This window comes from Limnohabitans sp. YIMB22184 (assembly GCF_048020265.1).
Taxonomy (GTDB): domain Bacteria; phylum Pseudomonadota; class Gammaproteobacteria; order Burkholderiales; family Burkholderiaceae_C; genus Limnohabitans_A.
This window is the reverse complement of the sequence record NZ_CP171843.1, coordinates 965,358-983,931: the sequence shown is the minus strand read 5'-3', so window position 1 is coordinate 983,931 and position 18,574 is coordinate 965,358. Positions and strand designations below refer to the sequence as shown.

The window sequence follows — 18,574 nt, the reverse complement described above, 5'->3', positions numbered from 1 at the left end:
TTTGCGTTTTTTTAAGTTGCGAATTCATCACTTTTTAGCCCACAAAGGCGCCCTGCCCTTCGCAGTTGCCCAAGCCAAGCCAGGGGGCGATTCACCTGGAGCGGCAAAAAATTGCCGTTTTTTCTCCAAAGACACTCAAGTTGCGGCAAGCTCTGCCGAATCATAGAAACGATACCCCCATATTGGCCGATCTCTGAACAGATTGGCCGACAGTCAGTTCTGCCAGCGGGGGTACCTTGAACAAAGGACCAAACCATGAGCAACGACATCTCTACCAACCGTCTACCTCCGGCACCGCTCGCTGTGACGACAAGCCAAACGGCCAAGGCAGTGGCAACTGCAAACCCACAAACTGCAGAAGCGGTCAAACCTGCGGTCTCAGCCATTCCGGACCCGCATGAAGCACGCCGTGAATTGGAAGCGGCCACAGAGCAACTGAATCAGCAGATGCGACGTAACAGCCGCGACTTGAGCTTCAGTGTGGATGATGTGGCCAACACGGTGGTGGTGACGGTCAAAAACCGCGAAAGCGGTGAAGTCGTGCGCCAAATCCCTAACGAGGTGGCCTTGCGCATTGCCCACAACATGGAAGACATGAAGGGCCTGCTGCAAGACGGCAAATCTTGAGATTTTCAAAAAAAATAGCTGCTGACCCTAAAGCTTAATCCGCAGCTTCCGAATCATCCAGTAACAGAGATTCAATCCAGATTTTCTGTGACAACCAGGCAGGTCCTACTCCCTTCGGGTTCCTGCCAACCATTTGAAATATCTCTTCAAGGAGTAAGACCATGTCTGTTATCAATACCAACACCAAATCGCTTGTAGCTCAGAACGCGTTGACGGTTAACAACCGCAGCCTGAGCAAAGCCATGGAGCAATTGTCCACTGGCAAGCGCATCAACACCGCCGCCGACGACGCTGCCGGCTTGGCAATCAGCAACAAGATGACGGCCCAAGTTCGCGGTCTGAACCAAGCGGTTCGCAACGCCAACGACGGCATCTCCATGATTCAAACGGCCGAAGGTGCGACACAAGAAATCACCAACATGCTGCAACGCATGCGTGAATTGGCTGTGCAATCGGCCAACGACACCAACACCGATACCGACCGCGGCTCTTTGGATGCCGAGTTTGCTCAGCTGTCCGAAGAAATCAACCGCATCGCCGAAAACACCCAGTTCAACACCCGCAATGTGTTGGCTGGCGGCACCGGCGGCTCGGCCCAAACCATGACGTTCCATGTGGGCGCCAACTCGGGCCAGACCATCACGGTGGACTTTGAGAACCTGACCACCGGCACGGGCGCAACCTTGTCAAGCGTGGCTTGGGCCAGCGGTTCTGCTGGCTTCAACATCAGCACGCAAACTGGTGCCAACTCGGCTTTGGCCACGATTGACAGCGCCATTGCCGACGTGGATGCCTTCCGCGCCGACCTTGGCGCCAAAGTCAACCGCCTGACTTACGCAGCAGACAACCTGACCAACGTGTCGCAAAACACCGCTGCATCGCGCAGCCGGATTTTGGACACCGATTACGCACAAACGACCACCGAGCTGGCACGCACGCAGATCATCCAGCAAGCGGCCACCGCCATGTTGGCGCAAGCCAACCAGGCACCACAGTCTGTTTTGTCCCTCCTGCGTTAATGAAAGATCAGCCGATGGCCCTCCAGCCATCGGCTTTTGATCGGAGCCCACCATGACAGCCCAAGCACAACGCACCGTTTTGACCTATGGCACTTTTGACCTGTTTCATCCAGGCCATGTGCAATTACTCAAACGCGCCCGTGAATTGGGCACACGGTTGCTGGTGGGCTTGTCCACCGACGAGTTCAATGTGCTCAAAGGCAAAAAATCGGTCATGGGTTACGAGGATCGCAAAGCGGTGCTTGAATCTTGCCGGTATGTGGACGAAGTCTTTGCCGAAGAAGACTGGGACCAAAAAGTTGCCGACGTTACCCGACTGGGGGCCGATGTATTCGTGATGGGCGACGACTGGGCTGGCAAGTTTGATTTCGTGGCTGACCATTGCAATGTGGTTTATTTGGCCCGCACGCCCGGTGTGTCCTCTACCGAGATCAAACAGCGCATGCGTGTCCAACGCCCAGCAGATATGCACGCCTAAGCCTCCATTCCTCTTGCTGACTCAGCCCGCTTTTCGGCGGGCTTTTTTGTTGGTCCGAACTTTGCTTACCTGAAGGGTGTCGAAACTCCGACGCAGCATCAACCCTTTCAGGATCGTCACCATGAGCCGCCGGTCAAGCACAATCGCCAGCGTGTCGCCCCCCCAGGCGAGCACACAGCCGATCACCGTCACCCAGCCCCATTTGCCGCCACTGGAGGAGTTTTTGCCCTACCTAGAGCAAATCTGGGCGTCCAAAGTGCTGACCAACGGCGGGCCATTCCACCGGCAACTGGAAGCGGCGCTCGCCACCTATCTGGGGGTGCCCCATGTCTGCCTGTTCGCCAACGCCACCATCGCACTGGTCACCGCACTGCAAGCACTGCGCATCACTGGCGAAGTGATCACCACGCCCTATTCGTTTGTGGCCACCGCCCATTCTTTGCTGTGGAACGGCATCAAGCCGGTGTTTGTGGACATCGATCCACAGACTTTCAACATCGATCCCGCCAAAATCGAAGCCGCCATCACACCGCAAACCACCGCCATCATGCCGGTGCATTGCTATGGGCGACCCTGCGACACCGAAGCCATTGGACGCATCGCGGACAACTACAACCTCAAAGTGATTTACGACGCGGCCCATGCATTTGGGGTGCAGCATCAAGGCCAAAGTGTGCTCAACGCGGGCGACATGTCGATTTTGAGCTTTCATGCCACCAAGGTCTTCAACACCTTTGAAGGCGGCGCCATCATTTGCCAAGATCTGCGAACCAAGCAGCACATCGACCATCTCAAAAATTTCGGCTTTGTTGACGAAGTGACGGTAGTCGCCACCGGCATCAATGGCAAGATGAGTGAGTTCAACGCAGCACTAGGACTGCTACAACTGCGGCAGATCGACGAATTATTGGCCAAGCGGCATTCCATCGACACAATTTACCGCGAGCGCTTGTCCGGCATCCAAGGCATCGCTCTGCCTGAGTGGCCTGAGGAGGCCGATGTCAACTGGTCTTATTTTCCAATCCGTATCGGTACTGAATTTCCTCTTTCACGTGATGCGCTTTACCTACAACTCAAAGCCGCCGGCATTCTGGCTCGGCGCTATTTTCATCCATTGATCAGCGAATTCCCTATGTACCGGGGCCTACCCTCTGCGCAAGTCAACAGCCTACCCAATGCACACAAAGCATCTCGCGAAGTGATTTGCCTGCCGCAGCATCCAGGGCTGAGCACAGCCGATATAGACCATGTCTGCATGTCAATCATGACCGCCTCCGAACACGCGAAACGGTTGCCTCTGGCCGCTTGAGCAGACCCACCACCATTTTAAAAACTACGCCCATTGGCATTCCCCCAAACCTATAGACACTTTTCATAGCGCAGTTTGACGCTGACGCTCGAACTCATGAGGGCTGAGTTGATCGAGATGCTTGTGGCGTCGAACTCGATTGTAGAAACCCTCGATGTAATCGAAAATTTCTGACTTGGCTTCAGCCCTGGTTTGGTAAATCCGCTTTTTGATCTGTTCACTCTTCAAACTGCTGAAGAACGATTCTGAATCGCCCCGGGTTTCGTGGAGGCCAGTTGGTTTAAGTTGAGACCTCGGTCTCGTGCTTCCCGGCTAGCTGCCGGTAGTAGTTCACCTCAGCTTCAGCCGGTGGAATATACCCAATCGAGCTCAGCAGTCGGTGGTGGTTGAACCAAGCCACCCATTCCAGGGTTGCCAGTTCCAGTGCCTCCTTGGTTTTCCAGGGTGCACGGCGGTGTATCAATTCGGCCTTGTACAGCCCATTGATCGTCTCGGCCAGCGCGTTGTCGTAGCTGTCGCCACGGCTGCCCACCGATGGCTCTATCCCAGCTTGGGCCAGGCGTTCGGTGTAGAGAATGGAAACATATTGAGACCCCCTGTCCGAGTGATGTATCAATGCATCTGAGCGTTCAGGTTGTCTGTCGAACAAGGCTTGCTCCAGGGCATCCAACACAAAGTCAGTACGCATCGAACTGCTCACCCGCCAGCCCACGATGCGCCGTGCAAACACGTCGATCACAAAGGCCACGTATTGCCAGCCCTGCCAGGTGCTGACATAGGTGAAGTCCGACACCCACAGTTGGTTTGGACGCTCTGCTTTGAACTGGCGATTGACCCGGTCCAGCGGGCATGGCGCGGCTTTGTCCGAGACGGTGGTTTGCACGACCTTGCCCCGGCGAACGCCGTGCAATCCCATGCGCTTCATGAGCCGCTCGACCGTGCAGCGCGCCACCTTGGTTCCTTCACGATTCATCTGGTGCCAGACCTTGTCTGCGCCGTAGACCTGCATATTGGCCTGCCAGACGGCTTGGATTTGCGGGATCAGGGCTTCATCGCGTTTGGTCCGGGCGCAAAGCAGCTCGGGCTTGCGTTGGCGGGCAGCATGGCACCTGTAGCCAGAAGGGGCGATTTGCAGCACGTTGCAAATCGGCTCGACCCCGTAGGCGTGACGGTTTTGATCAACAAAGTCCCTTAAGACTTGAGTCGGCGGTCGAGCTCCGCCTGGGCAAAAAAAGCGCTCGCCAGTTTGAGGATTTCGTTGGCTTTGCGCAGTTCCTTGACTTCGCGTTCGAGGTCTTTGATGCGGGCGCGCTCATCAGAGCTGACGCCATCGCGCATGCCTTCGTCAACCTCGTGCTGGCGAACCCAGTCGTTGAGGGTTTGCGGCACACACCCGATCTTGGGGGCAATGGACTCAATGGTGGCCCAAAGGGATGGGTACTCGCCACGGTGCTCGAGCACCATGCGGACAGCGCGTTCGCGCACTTCGGGTGAAAAACGGTTCGATTTCTTGCTCATGGCTCCATCTTCTCAAAGTGTGGAGCCTCCTCAAAACCCGGGGCGATTCAGCCATAGATGCCCATGCTTTGCTCATAAAACTCCCGAATCTGCGTGGTCAACTTTTCATTGGCTTTAGCCCGCGCTGACAACGGCTCACGCAGCCAGGCGTAATAGCCGCTGCGGTGCACTTTCAGGACGCGACACATGCTGGTGAGACGAAACTGGCGATGGTGTGCCTGCATGAATGCGTACTTCACCCGGACTGCTTGGCAAAGTACGCTGCGGCCTTTTTTAGAATGTCGCGCTCCTCTATGGTTCGCCTGAGTTCAGCTTTGATCTTGACCATCTCGGCTTGCAGGGCCTTGAGGTCACCTGACTGGGGTGTGTCTGACTTTTTGAACTTGTTGACCCAGCTGTACAGAACCCCCTCGGGAATTCCAAGCCGCTTGGCCACATCGACGACTGGGTGCCCTTTATCGATGACTTGTTTGACCGCCTCGGACTTGAACTCGGCGGCATATTTCGTTCGTTGCATTTGCATGACTCCACTTCAGTTTTGACCTCATTATTTGTCTACTGATTTGGGGAAATGGCAGAATGCCAGCTGTCCCGATGGCGCGTAAATCAATCCTTTTTTCCAGCCTCCTGGGATGGTCTATACCGTTTGCATGATTCAGGCCTTTAGAAAATTTTGCGCTTTAGCAAAAACAATGGGCGATTGAGAAACTCACCAAGTTCATCTACACGCTGCAGTAGAGCGTCTGTGCAATGCTCATATTGGCCTGACTGGGGATTAAAAATGGCCACTTGCTCTACCGACCAGGTGTTTTCGCATGCTTGTGCCACAAAATCAATCAGCTCTGATTTAAGACCATGTTCAAACAGCGGCTTATGCCGATCACCCTTCCAGTTAAATCCCAACTGGAACCAACAATGCTCGGCATGACTGGCCAGACGACGCAAATCAAAGCCCATGGCCTGTTTAGCGGAAACAATGTCCTGACCATGCGCACCAAAATCATCGCCAAGGTGGTGTAGAACATTCAGGCACAACACCAGATCATGGTTCCACAAAGACTGTTCGCTAAAGTCGAAATAACCATGTTCCACCTCCAACTGCTCACCCAAGTCAAGCAACTGGGCGGCCTGGGTCATGAAGGCAGCGTGCTCACGATTTCCTTCAACTGCATGCACATTGGCACTGCCATGCTCCAGTGCACCAAAGCTGAAATACCCGGTGTTAGCACCGATATCAAGCACTCGGCGCCCGGCAAACGGCAATTGAGCCTGCATGTGCGCAAGTCGAGCCTCCTCACTTTTTCCACGTGGAGAGGCTCCTTCACCCAGTAGATGGCGCACCCAGGGGTGTAGCTCTTGATACGCACTGTGCTTGCTGCGTGCTGCTAGCAGCGATGCCAACGCCACATCGGCAGAGTTATGCAAGTCAGTGAACGAAACAGGTGTCTGCACATTCGAAGTATTTGACATGGTGATTTCAGTGAGAATTGGACAAGATGATGGTGTCGGGTTGCGCGTACACATCGTGTTGAAGCAACCAAGGCGTCAGTGTCGACCCGGTCAGCCACTCGGGCATCGCGGGATATGTACGGCAGGCATCTACCTGAGCACCATAGGCCCAGGCATACCAAAAGATCCCCTCAGCAGACTGGGGCATCGTGTGCATCTGCGGGACCAAACCTGCATCAACGGCAAATCGGTGAAGCAATGCTGGAGAAGCATTCAACGACAAATTCAGCGGCCCCCAAAAACGGGGATTGACTTCAATGAAGTAGAGCTGACCATTGGTATCTCGGATGATCTCCATCATGAAAGGTCCTCGGTAACCCAGACGGTGCAAGCCTCGCATCAACAGACCGACATCCACTCCGGGGTTTTCACCTGTACACGCCAAGACCATAGACTTGCCATGTGGCTGTTGCAACAGATTGATCTGCCAATAGCTGTCATAACCCCCAGATTGATCTACATAGGCACACAGGTAAATGCTTTGACCATCAATCCACTCTTGAGCAAACCACTGCGTCGTGTCCAGGCCCTCACGCGCAATCGCCAATGCTTGGCTGTCGCGACACAACACGGGATACAGCACCTTGCCCTTTACCACATTGCTCTTGGGTTTGAGCACACAAGGGGGTGCCCAGGCATCATATTTTTGTTCTGCCGGCATACGCAAACCAATTAGCTGCTCGATACACGCAGGGCTGCTGGATTTGTTCGACAGCAAACAATAAAGCTCTGCCGGAGGCAACGTGCAATGCCATCCAACGTCGATCATGGCTTGACGGTTCGCCAGAACAAACTGGTTCAGAAACTCGCTAGTGGGGCAAAAAACCGGATATTTCATGCGTGACTGCAGCACATGAGCCACCTGCGACATCAGGGCCATCGTCAGCGAAGCCCCCTCACGGACCATGGCAATCTGGGCACGCCAATGCGTCTGAAAAATCGCATCGTCTTTGCTGCTGGCCACAATGACAAAAGGAATGTTATGAGCGTGAAAGAACCGGCATAACGTGACAATGGCTCTCTCGTTATGACCAGAAAACAAGACTGCACATGCATTGAGCATTGAACACCTCACTCAGACGACCACCGCTGTCGCTTGTATTTTTTTCAGCGCCGCATCACTCCAAGCTTGGAGTTTTGCGGCTGAATTTTTATTACCCATAGCCAAATGCTGCCTAGCAAGAAACGTCTTGGTCTTGATGCGCAACATTTGCTTATCCATCGAAACCAACGGCGTGTACGTGCTCAGCAAATTGCGCCGGGCCACACTGCCCACCAAGTCCCCCTGGTAATAAACCGCCCCCCCCATACCGAGCATGGAGGTCAAAACCTGGTCGCCCAAAATTCCATCACGATGACTGTACAAAGGCAGCTGGAGTTTGCTTTTTCTAAACATGACCGTATGTACCCACAACACGATGTGAACATTGAGCAAATCACTCCGATCAAAAAAACCTCGAGTGCGCAATGATCGTCCAAGCTTCAAAGTCCCGTCCCCCTCATCCAGCTCGAAATGGTTATGAAAGACTGCGGCCCAACTCGGATTACTGCTAAGTAGTTGGGCTTGACACTGCATCTTTTCCGGGTCTACCCAAAAATCATCACCCTCACACATGGCAACCAGAGGGTAATGGGCTTTTTCAAGAGCCGCAGGCATAGGGGCTGTGCCTAGGCAATAAGTGTTTTGGGACAACAACTCCAGTTTGAGCAATTGTGGGTAACGGGCTTGCCACTGACTCACAATCGCGGTAGTGCCATCTGTCGAGGCATCGTCGCGAACAATCACTTCAAAAGGATGGGTGCTCACCTGGCTGAAAAAGCTGGCCAAGGCCATGCCAATGAAGCGGGCATGGTTGAACGTGGTGCACAAAATGCTGACGCCCTCGGCCTCACTGTCCCACCGGGCCATGATCTCGGCCTCGGTCGGGCAATTGTCCATGCACAGCTGCTGACTCAGGTCCATGCCCACCATGCTGTCGAGCACACGGTTGGCCTGCTCATATTCGCCGTTCAGATGCAACAGGTACAACTGCAGTGCCCCCCACGCTTTGCTGGTCCGGTCTGCCTCTACCGTGGGTGCGTCCAGGGATGTCAATGCCTGCGCAGCTTGGCCTGCGCGCACGGTGTCCAACACCTGCAGACGCACGTCCTCGGGAAGGCCTGCCACGTTGCGCAACAAATGGGAAAGCACCGACTGGCTCATGCAAGCACCTCGGCAGCCGCGGTGGGCTGCGCAAGCTGGCGATGGCACCAATCGCGCAGCCGCTGCCGCAGATCGGCACCCAACACCGGGTTGGGGGTAGCGTCCAGGTGATCAAGAATGCGGACCACCCTTTGTGGCTTCATGCGTTTGGTGATGGTTTTGAGGATTTCCAGATACACCAACAAAGTCCGGCTCTCAGGGGTATCGCACAGCGCTGGCGACTCCACCGTCACCACGTACGATGTGGCGGGCGTGCGCCAGTCGCCGTAGTTCTCGGTTAGGTTGATGTCGATGTCGCCAGGGACATAAAACCGCTCGTCCAAAAAGTTTACCTCTTGCAAGCCGAACTTGCTGAAGCGGAAGTTCTGGGTGAAACCCATGTCAAAGTCAATGCCATGCAGTAAGTGGTCTCCTTTATCATGGAACAAGAAAAAGTCTACGACCATGCCGTTGCGCATGTCGTGTGCCGACATCAAAAACCGGTTGTGGCCGCTGAGTTGCGCCAAATCCAGGCGGAAATACCCGGCCTCCACCAAAGCCTCGGCCACGGTGAACTGGTGCTCCCAGCCGATCAACCCCAGGTCCACGTCTTTGTCGTGCGGCAGCAAACCACCATGACGCGCATAGCCGAGCAAAGTGCCTGACATCAAGAAAGGTTTCAAGCCTTTGGCACGCAGCAGGCGGTTAACGGCCACCAAGGTTTCTTCGGCCGCCAACACGTCGAATGAATAGGGCTGGGCAGTATCGACCGACGTTTCGGGCGTGAATTGATCGCTCAGGGTATGCAACAGCAACTCGTGCATGTGCGACACCGCGATAGGCAAGTGGCCTGCCAGCACATGGGCTTTGGCCAAGGTGAAGCGCCGCTCGACGCCAGCATCGTGTGCAAACGCGTCTTGAGCGGCCTGGCATGCCAAATCGCCCAAGCGTGCTTTGAGGGCCAGGTCAGCACATTGCACGCGCATCTCCTGCGCCACCGCTGGCTGGGTAATGGGTGCGCGTTGCAAAAGCCACTGGAGCGTGCGAGCCAGATCGGCCGCCTCTTTGCGTGCAGGCGCACGCGCACTGCGCGCCGCCACAGCACGGCAGGCGCGCAGCCAAGGCATGTCGCTACGGTCCACCACTTGCCAGGCGGTCAAAAGCGAAGGCATGGCAGCGCTGTGTCCGACGTTCACCAACAACTCCACACCAAACTGCAAATCCGTCACATGGGTGGGGTGTGCGGTGATGCTGGCCAAAGGCGCGTGATCGCGGGCTGCGGTCAACAGCGCGGCATAGTAACCCGCTGGCGAAGCACTGGCCTGTGCGCACCGCTGGGCGGCCGTGTCCAGATCTAGCTGGTATTGCAAGAATTGGTAGGCAGCCAACCAGCGGCGGTAAGGCTCTGGCTGGTCGCTGTTGGCCTCGCCCAGAGTGGCAATCAGCACCACCACCGAACGGGCGTCCTCCTGGCTGGCGAGTGCCAAAAAGTCAGGGTCCAGCAGCACGTCCAGGCCCGCCAGCTCGACGTGCTGGGTGAGGCTGTCCATGTCGCCCACGCGCAGGTCTTCACGAAAACGGCGCAGCCAATCGATGTGAAACAGGTTGGTCACGGTGTGAACCCTTTCGCCAGAGCAAAGAAATGATGAACTTGATGGAGTGTCGAATTCACGCCACCCACCGAACAACCGTGTTTAAGCAAAATTGATGCCACTAGAAATCAAAGAGTCTCAAGCCGAGCGGGCTTCATCCGATACATTACTTTGACGTCTAGCGAATCCAAGGAGCTACCCTGCCATGACCTCTGTTGCGACCTTTTCCGTGATCCTGCCTACTCACAGACGGGCCAACCTGCTGCAGCGTTGCATCGCCTCAGTGCGGCGGCAAGGTCTTGCCGCCGAGGTGGAGCTGATCGTGGTGTCCGATGTAGTGGATGCCGCCACCGATCTGGTGTGTGGCCAAACCTTGACTGCACGCGATGTGTACGTGAGGCGCAACGGCCAGCCAGGTCCCGCCGAGAGTCGAAACATAGGGTTGCAACTGGCCAAAGGCCGTTATGTGCTGTTTCTGGACGACGACGACACGCTGAACGACGGGTGCCTATCGGCCCTGCAAGCTCGTCCAGAATTTGCGATGTGCAAAGCCATGCTGACCGACTGCACCGTGGTGACCGAAAGCCGCCCGGAGACTGGTCCCGTCGAGCTGGACCGTGAGTCCATGGCCAGCAGCACGGCGCTGACCGAAGGCGTTTACATCAAAAACCAGGTGCCGTTTTCGTGCTTTGTCTGGCCTCGGTCTGACGTGCACGACCTGCGCTTCGACGCCCACATGAAAGCCTATGAGGATTGGGAGTTCGTGCTGCAGACATTGGCTCGCACCGTCCCATTGCCGGTCGCGCTGCCAGGCCCTTGCATCCATGTGGTGAAAGACGAAACCACCGACCGCCGAGGCAGCAGTGAGGCTGCTCAAAACCAGCGCGCGGTGATGGACTATTTGTACGTCTACCAACGCCACCCCGCGCCCAGCCCAGCGGTGCGTGAGCAGCGGCTGGCGCTCATGCAGATGTTTGGAGTGCCGCTGCCGGCATCGGCTTACTGAGGGCAACGCCATCGCTTCGCAAACCCTGGTGCAGGCTGATCTGTTCAAATGCCTGTCGATAATGCGCCTGCCCGTTGCTGTGGTGGGCGGTCTTGAGTGCGGCAGCCTGCACGGCCAGCGGCAACAAGGCACGGCCCGAACCACGCAAAGCCGGCCGGCCAAACGGCGAAGGTGAAATCACACGGCTCTGGCGATGCTGCAACACCGCGTTCATGAGCCAAGGATAAAGCAACTGGGCAGAGCTCAAGGTGTATTCACCCACCTGCCACAGCCCTTGGCCACGGCTCAGTGCCGTGTCATGTTCGGCGCGCAAGCGCAAAGCCAAATTCAACCAATCGAACCAGACCGCAGGTGCACAGGCCAGCGCCAGCCCCGCAACGCTGCGTTCTAGCGGCAACAGCCATGAAGCTACGTCTAACGCAATGCCCTGCTGGCAGAAAAAGTCGGAGACCCAGCATATCCATTCAGATGGCCCATCCCCCCAAACGCACAGCGGGTTGGGCAGCAGGCTGAGCACATCCCAACCAGGGCTGGCGATCAGCGCGTCGGGACGGGCATCCGACCGACTCAACGCCTGCTGCAGCAGCCGTTCGGTGGCGGCATCGGGCGCGCTGCGAGCATCGAGCCAATGCAAGGCCTGGGCGTCCAGCGTGTGATGCACCAAGTGTTTGCGCACAGCATCAAATCCTGCCCATTCAGCCAGCGTCCAGGCGACCAGGTCACCTGTCGTCTGGGATGGGCGATGGGGGTGAGGCGCCAGTTGCACCAGGTGCAAGCGGTCAGATGTGCTGGTGCTGGTCGGCAGGGGTGCTGGTTGTGCACGGCCATGACGTATAGTGTCAAGCGCCTCTTGCAACAAGCCGGGTGCGGGACGGTGTTCGTAGTGGTAACGGTAACCCTCGTGGGTTCGCAGTGCCACCTCCACCACCTTGTCTTCATAAGCCTGCTGGCTGCCAACCGCTAGGTCAGGCCGACCGAGGTCACTCAGAATCGACAGACCCATGCGCGAAACCAAGGTGCGCCCGTAGCGGCTGACCAGCGGCACCCCCGCATTGACCACATCATTGGAGGTCGAGCCGCAGTTGTAAGGGTAGGTGTCCAGATAGACATCGGCCAGCCGCAGCTGAGCGCGAAACTGCCGCGGATCACAGCGTGGGGCAAAAACGATGCGGTCCAGGTCTGCCCCTTGCGCCTGCGCATGGGCGCGCAAAGCCTGTGTGGTCACCGGGTTGTCGTCGAGCAGCCAGAGCACCGCATCAGGGATGCGATGGAGCAAGCGCAACCAACCGGCAAACATCTCCGGGGTGATCTTGTACACGTTGCCAAAAGCCGCCATCACAAAACCCCGCTCTGGCAGGCGGACAGAAGTGCGGCTAACAGCAGCATCAGTTGGCGCTTCGTGGGTCAGTGGAATGAAAGAGCGGCTCAGATACAGCGGCTTTTCGGTGAAATGGGGCGCCAGCTCGGGTGGCATCACCCAAGGATCGACCAGCACATGCTGAAACCACGGCATGCCGGTTGATCCGATGTAACCCAGGTAAGTGGCTTGGTTTGGCGCTGGATGCAATGCAAAAATACCGGGCCGGGCACCCGAACTCAGCCCATGCAAGTCGATCAGGATGTCAATCTCGTCGGCTGCGATCAGCTCGGCGGCCTGCCGGTCAGTCAAGCCGCCGATGGCGCGTACCTCGTCAAACTGCGCCAGCAGCTGCTGGCGTAACGGCGAGTTTTCGTCGCGGGTGTAGTCGTAGGCGTAAAGCGCGTAGGCCGAACGATCGGTACCTTGCAAAAAGGCGGGCAACAGAAAACCGACCGCATGTTCGCGCAGGTCGGCCGACACCAACCCCACCCGCCAACGGGCTGCGGGCCTGCGTGTCGGGTCGTGCAGGCGGGCTTGCTCGGTGCTGTAAGTTCGATGCACAAAGTTTTGCGCGGTGATCAGCTGTAACTGCGGATCGTCGGTCAGCGCCAGCATGGCAAGCGGCGAGGTGCTGCGCACCATCTGGCCCAGCGGCAAATGAGCGCGCTCGGCATACACCGGCCAGCGGCAGGCCTTTTGTCGGATATGCACCCAGTGCTGGATCACACCGGGCTGATCGGGATTGAGGCGCAGACTGTCTTCCAGCGCCTTTTCGGCCAGGTCATAGCGTTTGCTGCTTTCCTGCAAGCGGCCAATGTGATTGAGCGCCGTGCATTGCAACTCGGTGTCAGGCTGCGTTTTCAACAATCGCTGCCCCAGATAGCGGCTCCAAGTCTGCAAAGCAGCGTCGGTTTGCCCCAGACGCTCCTGCAACAAACCCAGGTTGATGTAAGCCTGACCAAAACCCGGCGCGCGTTCAATGCATTGTTGGTAAGTGGAAAGAACGGCCTCGGTATGGCCCAAACTTTGCTGCAAGGCCCCCAAATTGAACAGTGCCGCATGCGCCAAGTGTGGATGGCGGTTGGCACGCAGCCAAAGCTGGTAAGCCACACACGCTTGTTCGGCAAGGCCTTGCTTTTCCAACTGCTCGGTCTGTGCCACCAACTGCGCCAGGGACCATGTGGCAATCAGTAACTCAATATCAGGCTCTCCATGGGCATCTGCCACGAATGAAGGTTCTGCATCGTCGGTGAGTTGGGAGAGCTGCATGTAAAGAAGAGGTCAAAAATTGCCGATGCAACAACCAAGCAAAAATCAGGCCTAAAAAACAAAACCAGAAAAAAGTTTTCATTTTTGGCGTGCAGTGCTTGCTCATGCCCGACGGCACGTTCATGGGCAAAAGATTTATGGCATAGCCGCTCAAGTTCTTGGCCCAGGAGTCGATTCGATCTGCAGGAAACGAACACTTGACCCGCGGCAATTGTTGCCAACAAGGGGGATGTCCATTTGGACCAAGTGCTCAATAAGGAGTTGCCATGACCGCCATCTCATCGTTCACGCCCAGCGCAATCGCGAGCCTGAGCACGACCCAGATCGCTAGCCTGACCAGCAGGGACGTGAAAAGCCTGAATACGGCCCAAGTGAATGCACTGACCAGTGCTCAGTTGGCCGCGATGGACACGGCAGACATGCTGGTGCTCAGTGGCAACCAGGTGGCAGCGCTCAACGCCTCCGAACTCGCAGCAGAAGACAGCGAGGTGTACGACCGTGTCTCTGCGCTCAGCAGTGTGCAGGTGCGCGCACTGACCACCGCGCAGCTGGCCGCCTTCACCACTTCGCATGTCGAATCGTTTGATACCGCTGACATTGCAGCCATGGCCGCGAATCAGCTCAACAGCCTGAGTACCGACTTTGTGAGCGCCATGAGCACCGAGCAAATCGACGCACTCACCCTCAACCAAGTCAAGAGCCTAAGCACAGGCTTCATGCAGGCGCTGAACTCCGAGCAGCTTCAGGCCATGTCCAGCGACCAGATTCGCGCCCTGAGCGGCGCCCAACTCAGCGCGATCAGTACCGATAACTTGCTGACGCTCGAGACAGAAGACTTGGCCGCGCTGACGGCCAAGCAACTGCAGGGCCTGAGCAGTGGCATCATTGCTGCGCTGAACACCGAACAGATCACCAGCCTAAGCAGCACTCAGCTGATGTCTCTTGGCAGCGCTCAGATTCGTGCGATCGAAACGGATGATTTAGCCGCCTTGAGCACAGGGAATCTGGCGGCGCTCAAAGGGTCTCAGATCGCATCGATGACTACCGACCAGGTAGCGGCACTGACCACCGATCAAGTCGAGAGCCTGACCCGCGTGCAACTGCAAAATCTCAGTACCGCCCACCTGAGAAACCTCAGCACAACACAGATGGGCGCCCTGACCTCGGAACAAGTGGCCCGCTTGTCGCCCACTCAGATCAACGCGCTCGACAGCGACCAGTTGGCCGTGCTTTCGACCGACCACATCCGGGCCATTGGTGCAACCAATATCAAGAGTCTGAGCACCGACGCGATCCGAGGACTGAGTTCGGAGCAGGTGGCCGGGCTGTCCAACAGCCAACTGCAAAGTTTGCAGGGCAGCCAGTTGCGTGCACTAGAGTCAGAAGACGTTGCTGGCCTGAGCACATCCCAAGTGGCTGCTCTAAAGCCTCAACAAGTTCAGGAACTCGGGACCACCCAAGTGTCGGCCTTGTCCACAGATCAAGTGGGTGCTTTGACCAACAACCAGATCAAATTGTTGAACACCGCACAGATGGGCGCGCTCAACACCGATCAGGTGAAAGCCCTCACCTCCCTGCAGGTTCGGGCCTTGTCGGCCAGTCAGCTCAACGCGCTGTCCACCGACAGCGTGATGCAGATGGAAACACAAGACGTGGCAGCGCTGACGCTGACCCAGGTCAATGGACTGAGCACCAGCTTTGTCCGAGCGCTGAGTACCGACCAACTGCAAGCACTGACCAGCGCACAAATCAGTGTGCTGACCTATTCACAATTGAGCAACCTTCAGTCTGGCGATGTAGCCGCGCTGTCCACTGAACAACTGCAAGGCCTGTCCGCCACACAGTTGTCGCGCTTTTCGACGGACATGCTCAGCGAATTGGGCACAGATGCAATGAGCGCTTTGTCAGCGGCTCAACTCAGCGGCTTATCCACCGCCGGCGTGGCTAGCCTCAGCACCGATCAGGTCAAAGCGCTGAGCTCAGATCAGGTTCAAAAACTGTCGTACCGCCAAATCAACAGCCTCACCACAGATGCTGTGCAGGCGCTGGACACCGAGGACGTGGCAGCCCTGACAGCCATTCAACTGAAAAATCTGACGACCGATGCGACTCGTGCCCTGACCTCCTCACAAGTTACCTCGCTGCGGGCTTCGCAACTGGGCAGCATGAGCTACCGACAAATCGAGGTGTTTGACAACGCTGAGTTCGGGATGCTGTCATCGACTCAGATTCAAGGCATTGGCGCCCGCGAATTCGGTCAATTGTCCACAGCCCGCATGGCCGAGCTAAGCACGGAACAGCTGGGCTACTTGACCTCCGCCCAGATGGGCCAGCTCTCGACCCAGTCGGTGGCATCACTCTCCAGTGCACAAGTGCAAGCATTGGGCAGCGATCAGGTCCGTGCATTGACCACCCGGCAACTGGACGCTTTAGGAACCGCTGGCATCAAAATTTTGGATACGGAAGACATTGCCGCCATGAGCAATACACAAGTATCCAAAATGAGCACCCAGCTGGTACAAGCCCTCACGTCGGACCAGGTGAGTGCACTCACCAGTTCACAACTGTCGGCCATGTCGGCGGTCCAGCTCAATGCCTTGGCGACAGACGATTTCGCATCGCTTAACAGCGAACAGGTCGCGGGCCTAAGTGCCAAACAACTGGCCGGACTCAGTGTGGCCAAGTGGGGGGCTGTCGCGTCGGATCAGATCGCCGCCTTAAGCACCGACCAGCTCAAAGGACTCACCGCCAGCATCATGGGTGTGCTGACATCGGACCAAGTCAAGGCTTTCACGACAGATCAGGTGCGCACCTTGACCGCCAACCAGATCAACGGCATGTCCGCTGCTGTGGTGGCTGAGATGGAAGCAGAGGACGTGGCAGAACTCGCCACCGCCGCCGTGCGAGGCCTCAGCACAGCCACTGTGCAGGCACTGACTTCAGAGCACATCCAGTCCTTGCGTGCCGCCCAAATTGGCGCCATGCTGTACCAGCAAATCAACGCGTTCGATGCAGGCGAGTTCGGCAGTCTGTCCAGCGATCAGCTGGCAGCGATCAAAGGTGATCAGTTCACTCGCATTTCCACCGGCAAGGTGCAGGAAATGACCACCGACCAGGTGGGATCCATCACCACGGCGCAAATTCAAAAGCTGACAGCTACACAAATTGGTGCCCTGGATTCCAGCCAAGTGAGCACACTCACTACCGAACAGCTGAGTGCTTTCACCGCCGTCCAACTCAACCGCATCAGCACCGATGCCATCGCAGGTCTGAGCACAGACAACGTTCAGGCATTGAGCACCGGCCAAATCGCTGGCTTGGCAGCGACCCTGATGAACAAGCTGAGCACCGATCAACTGGCCTCTTTGAGCACCGATCAGGTCCGCTCCATGACCGCCGCACAGATCAGCGCCTTGAGTTCAGATCAGATCACGGCACTGACCGTTGCATGATGGGATGATCCTGACAATTCGATGAAGGCCATGCAGCCATTTGCCCCAAAGGCAATGGCTGCATGTCCACCGGACCCAGCGGTTGCTCAGCGACTCACAGCAGCCCATTGAACAGCAGGCTGAGCGATTACAGCGGCCATACCACGCTGACAAGCCGCCAACACCCTGAACCACCGGCGAAGCGCTTGAACATCCCCTCACTCCGGATCTTTGGCACCAAGCCCCTGTGTGCCAGCTCGCCAATGCAGCACCAATGTCCCCGGATACTGCGCCGACGTAGGTGAACGCCCAAGACAACTAACCACAGTGTTGCTGAAACAATCCCATCAGCGACCACACTCAGTGCACTCGCAGTGCAGCGCGCCATCCAAAGCGCAAGTGCCCCACTCCCTGCCCCCACCACGGTGGGCCAAGGCTTGAGCCCTTCGGTCAAGTCCGCTGCTTTTTGCCGTTCCATCTCAAACCCGCACACCAGCGCCAGCCTGTCGGACCAAGCACCGCTAAAAGCCAAGCCCATCGGCAAGACATTGCCGATACGCCGACAGGGGCAAGCGGCAAGGCGGCACACCGCATCTTTGAAGTATTTATGAATTCCAAAGAATTCACTCCAATCGATGTCGAACCCATTTTTTAAAAAATAAAGTCGGAAAAGGGCTAAAGAAAAGCTGGCACGCGGTTTGCTTGAATGGTGCATCTTCGGATCGGCACACTGTGCCACCGAAATTTTGACACCTCTATTCAGGAGACTTGCACATGACATCTCTTTACCAAGCCATGCTGTCACAAGCCGTTTCGGGTCAACTGCCCAGCATGCGGGTTGTGTCACAGTTTTCTGCCGCTGAGATTCGGCAAACTTTGGCCGATCTGGTGACCGCTGACCGCCTGGACCTGGCTAACGCCTTGGCCGACGCCGGTCAAAGTTTGTACCCTGACAGCGAGGACATCTTGGCCATCTGCGCCTTGTTGGCAGAAATCCAGCGCGACTGGACTGCTGCCGAAGACCTGCTACGCCAACTGGTTGACAAGCAAGGCGCTGCAACCACTGCCTTCACCTGGCGCCACCTGATTCGCGTGCTGCGCTGCCAGTGCGAACCCGGCAAAGCGCTGCTGGTGGCCAAACAAGCCATGGCAGCCTACCCCGAAGACCCCCTTCTGAACGACGAGTTTTTGGCGCTGCAAGAACTGGTCTCCGAGCAGATGCCCGTTGAGGCCTCACCCCAACTGCACTGAAGACTCGCTGAGTCTGCACTGCT

General features: G+C 56.9%; 16 protein-coding genes, 1 pseudogene and 1 other annotated feature. Of the genes and pseudogenes, 7 read left to right on the top strand and 10 right to left on the bottom strand.

Features of this window, described 5'->3' with window-relative positions; all coding sequences use genetic code 11:
* Positions 1 to 255 precede the first annotated feature (255 nt).
* The 4 genes from ACHEXL_RS04675 to ACHEXL_RS04660 all read left to right on the top strand — a co-directional run bounded on the left by ACHEXL_RS04675 (position 256) and on the right by ACHEXL_RS04660 (position 3,433).
* Positions 256 to 627, top strand: a complete 372-nt coding sequence (locus ACHEXL_RS04675) for a flagellar protein FlaG (protein WP_416560858.1) — start codon at positions 256 to 258, stop codon at positions 625 to 627.
* A 161-nt stretch (positions 628 to 788) separates the two neighbouring features.
* Positions 789 to 1,646, top strand: a complete 858-nt coding sequence (locus ACHEXL_RS04670) for a flagellin (protein WP_416560857.1) — start codon at positions 789 to 791, stop codon at positions 1,644 to 1,646.
* A gap of 52 nt (positions 1,647 to 1,698) precedes the next feature.
* A complete protein-coding gene (tagD, locus tag ACHEXL_RS04665) occupies positions 1,699 to 2,124 on the top strand; it encodes a glycerol-3-phosphate cytidylyltransferase (RefSeq protein ID WP_416560856.1) in 426 nt (141 codons plus the stop codon).
* Between the two features lie 121 nt (positions 2,125 to 2,245).
* The gene (locus tag ACHEXL_RS04660) at positions 2,246 to 3,433 is read left to right on the top strand and encodes a DegT/DnrJ/EryC1/StrS family aminotransferase (protein ID WP_416560855.1); all 1,188 of its coding nucleotides are present in this window, start codon (positions 2,246 to 2,248) and stop codon (positions 3,431 to 3,433) included.
* A gap of 63 nt (positions 3,434 to 3,496) precedes the next feature.
* On the opposite strand, the pseudogene ACHEXL_RS04655 reads toward ACHEXL_RS04660, so the two are convergent.
* The 8 genes and pseudogenes from ACHEXL_RS04655 to ACHEXL_RS04620 all read right to left on the bottom strand — a co-directional run.
* Positions 3,497 to 3,688, bottom strand: a pseudogene (locus ACHEXL_RS04655) (IS3 family transposase); the annotation flags it as partial.
* A 25-nt stretch (positions 3,689 to 3,713) separates the two neighbouring features.
* A protein-coding gene (locus ACHEXL_RS04650) for an IS3 family transposase (protein ID WP_416558777.1) occupies positions 3,714 to 4,951 on the bottom strand; the annotation gives its coding sequence in 2 pieces (ribosomal slippage) (positions 3,714 to 4,660 and positions 4,660 to 4,951; 1,239 coding nt in all).
* Positions 4,554 to 4,670 (bottom strand) — a sequence feature (AL1L pseudoknot). Its footprint overlaps the gene before it by 117 nt.
* A 47-nt stretch (positions 4,952 to 4,998) precedes the next feature.
* Positions 4,999 to 5,139, bottom strand: a complete 141-nt coding sequence (locus ACHEXL_RS04645) for a hypothetical protein (protein ID WP_416560162.1) — start codon at positions 5,137 to 5,139, stop codon at positions 4,999 to 5,001.
* A 47-nt stretch (positions 5,140 to 5,186) separates the two neighbouring features.
* Complete coding sequence (locus ACHEXL_RS04640) at positions 5,187 to 5,468, bottom strand: transposase (protein ID WP_416560854.1); 282 nt, start codon at positions 5,466 to 5,468, stop codon at positions 5,187 to 5,189.
* Between the two features lie 146 nt (positions 5,469 to 5,614).
* Entirely contained in the window at positions 5,615 to 6,421 is an 807-nt protein-coding gene (locus ACHEXL_RS04635) for a class I SAM-dependent methyltransferase (protein ID WP_416560853.1), read from the bottom strand.
* Positions 6,422 to 6,428: 7 nt separating this feature from the next.
* Complete coding sequence (locus ACHEXL_RS04630) at positions 6,429 to 7,523, bottom strand: hypothetical protein (protein ID WP_416560852.1); 1,095 nt, start codon at positions 7,521 to 7,523, stop codon at positions 6,429 to 6,431.
* 12 nt (positions 7,524 to 7,535) lie between these two features.
* Positions 7,536 to 8,582, bottom strand: coding sequence for a glycosyltransferase family 2 protein (locus ACHEXL_RS04625; RefSeq protein ID WP_416560851.1), 1,047 nt, complete (start codon positions 8,580 to 8,582; stop codon positions 7,536 to 7,538).
* 77 nt (positions 8,583 to 8,659) lie between these two features.
* Positions 8,660 to 10,255, bottom strand: coding sequence for a LicD family protein (locus ACHEXL_RS04620; protein WP_416560850.1), 1,596 nt, complete (start codon positions 10,253 to 10,255; stop codon positions 8,660 to 8,662).
* Positions 10,256 to 10,439: 184 nt separating this feature from the next.
* On the opposite strand from ACHEXL_RS04620, the gene ACHEXL_RS04615 reads away from it, so the two are divergent.
* Entirely contained in the window at positions 10,440 to 11,240 is an 801-nt protein-coding gene (locus tag ACHEXL_RS04615) for a glycosyltransferase family 2 protein (RefSeq protein WP_416560849.1), read from the top strand.
* Here the strand turns inward: ACHEXL_RS04615 and ACHEXL_RS04610 are convergent.
* A complete protein-coding gene (locus ACHEXL_RS04610) occupies positions 11,197 to 13,869 on the bottom strand; it encodes a tetratricopeptide repeat protein (RefSeq protein WP_416560848.1) in 2,673 nt (890 codons plus the stop codon). The genes ACHEXL_RS04615 and ACHEXL_RS04610 overlap by 44 nt on opposite strands.
* Before the next feature lie 266 nt (positions 13,870 to 14,135).
* On the opposite strand from ACHEXL_RS04610, the gene ACHEXL_RS04605 reads away from it, so the two are divergent.
* Positions 14,136 to 17,321, top strand: coding sequence for a hypothetical protein (locus tag ACHEXL_RS04605; protein WP_416560847.1), 3,186 nt, complete (start codon positions 14,136 to 14,138; stop codon positions 17,319 to 17,321).
* 127 nt (positions 17,322 to 17,448) lie between these two features.
* On the opposite strand, the gene ACHEXL_RS04600 is transcribed toward ACHEXL_RS04605, so the two are convergent.
* Positions 17,449 to 18,015, bottom strand: coding sequence for a hypothetical protein (locus tag ACHEXL_RS04600; RefSeq protein WP_416560846.1), 567 nt, complete (start codon positions 18,013 to 18,015; stop codon positions 17,449 to 17,451).
* A 59-nt stretch (positions 18,016 to 18,074) separates the two neighbouring features.
* Between ACHEXL_RS04600 and ACHEXL_RS04595 the strand changes: the two genes are divergently transcribed.
* Positions 18,075 to 18,551 carry a hypothetical protein gene (locus ACHEXL_RS04595; protein ID WP_416560845.1) on the top strand — a complete coding sequence of 159 codons (477 nt, stop codon included), beginning with the start codon at positions 18,075 to 18,077 and terminating at the stop codon, positions 18,549 to 18,551.
* Positions 18,552 to 18,574: the final 23 nt, after the last annotated feature.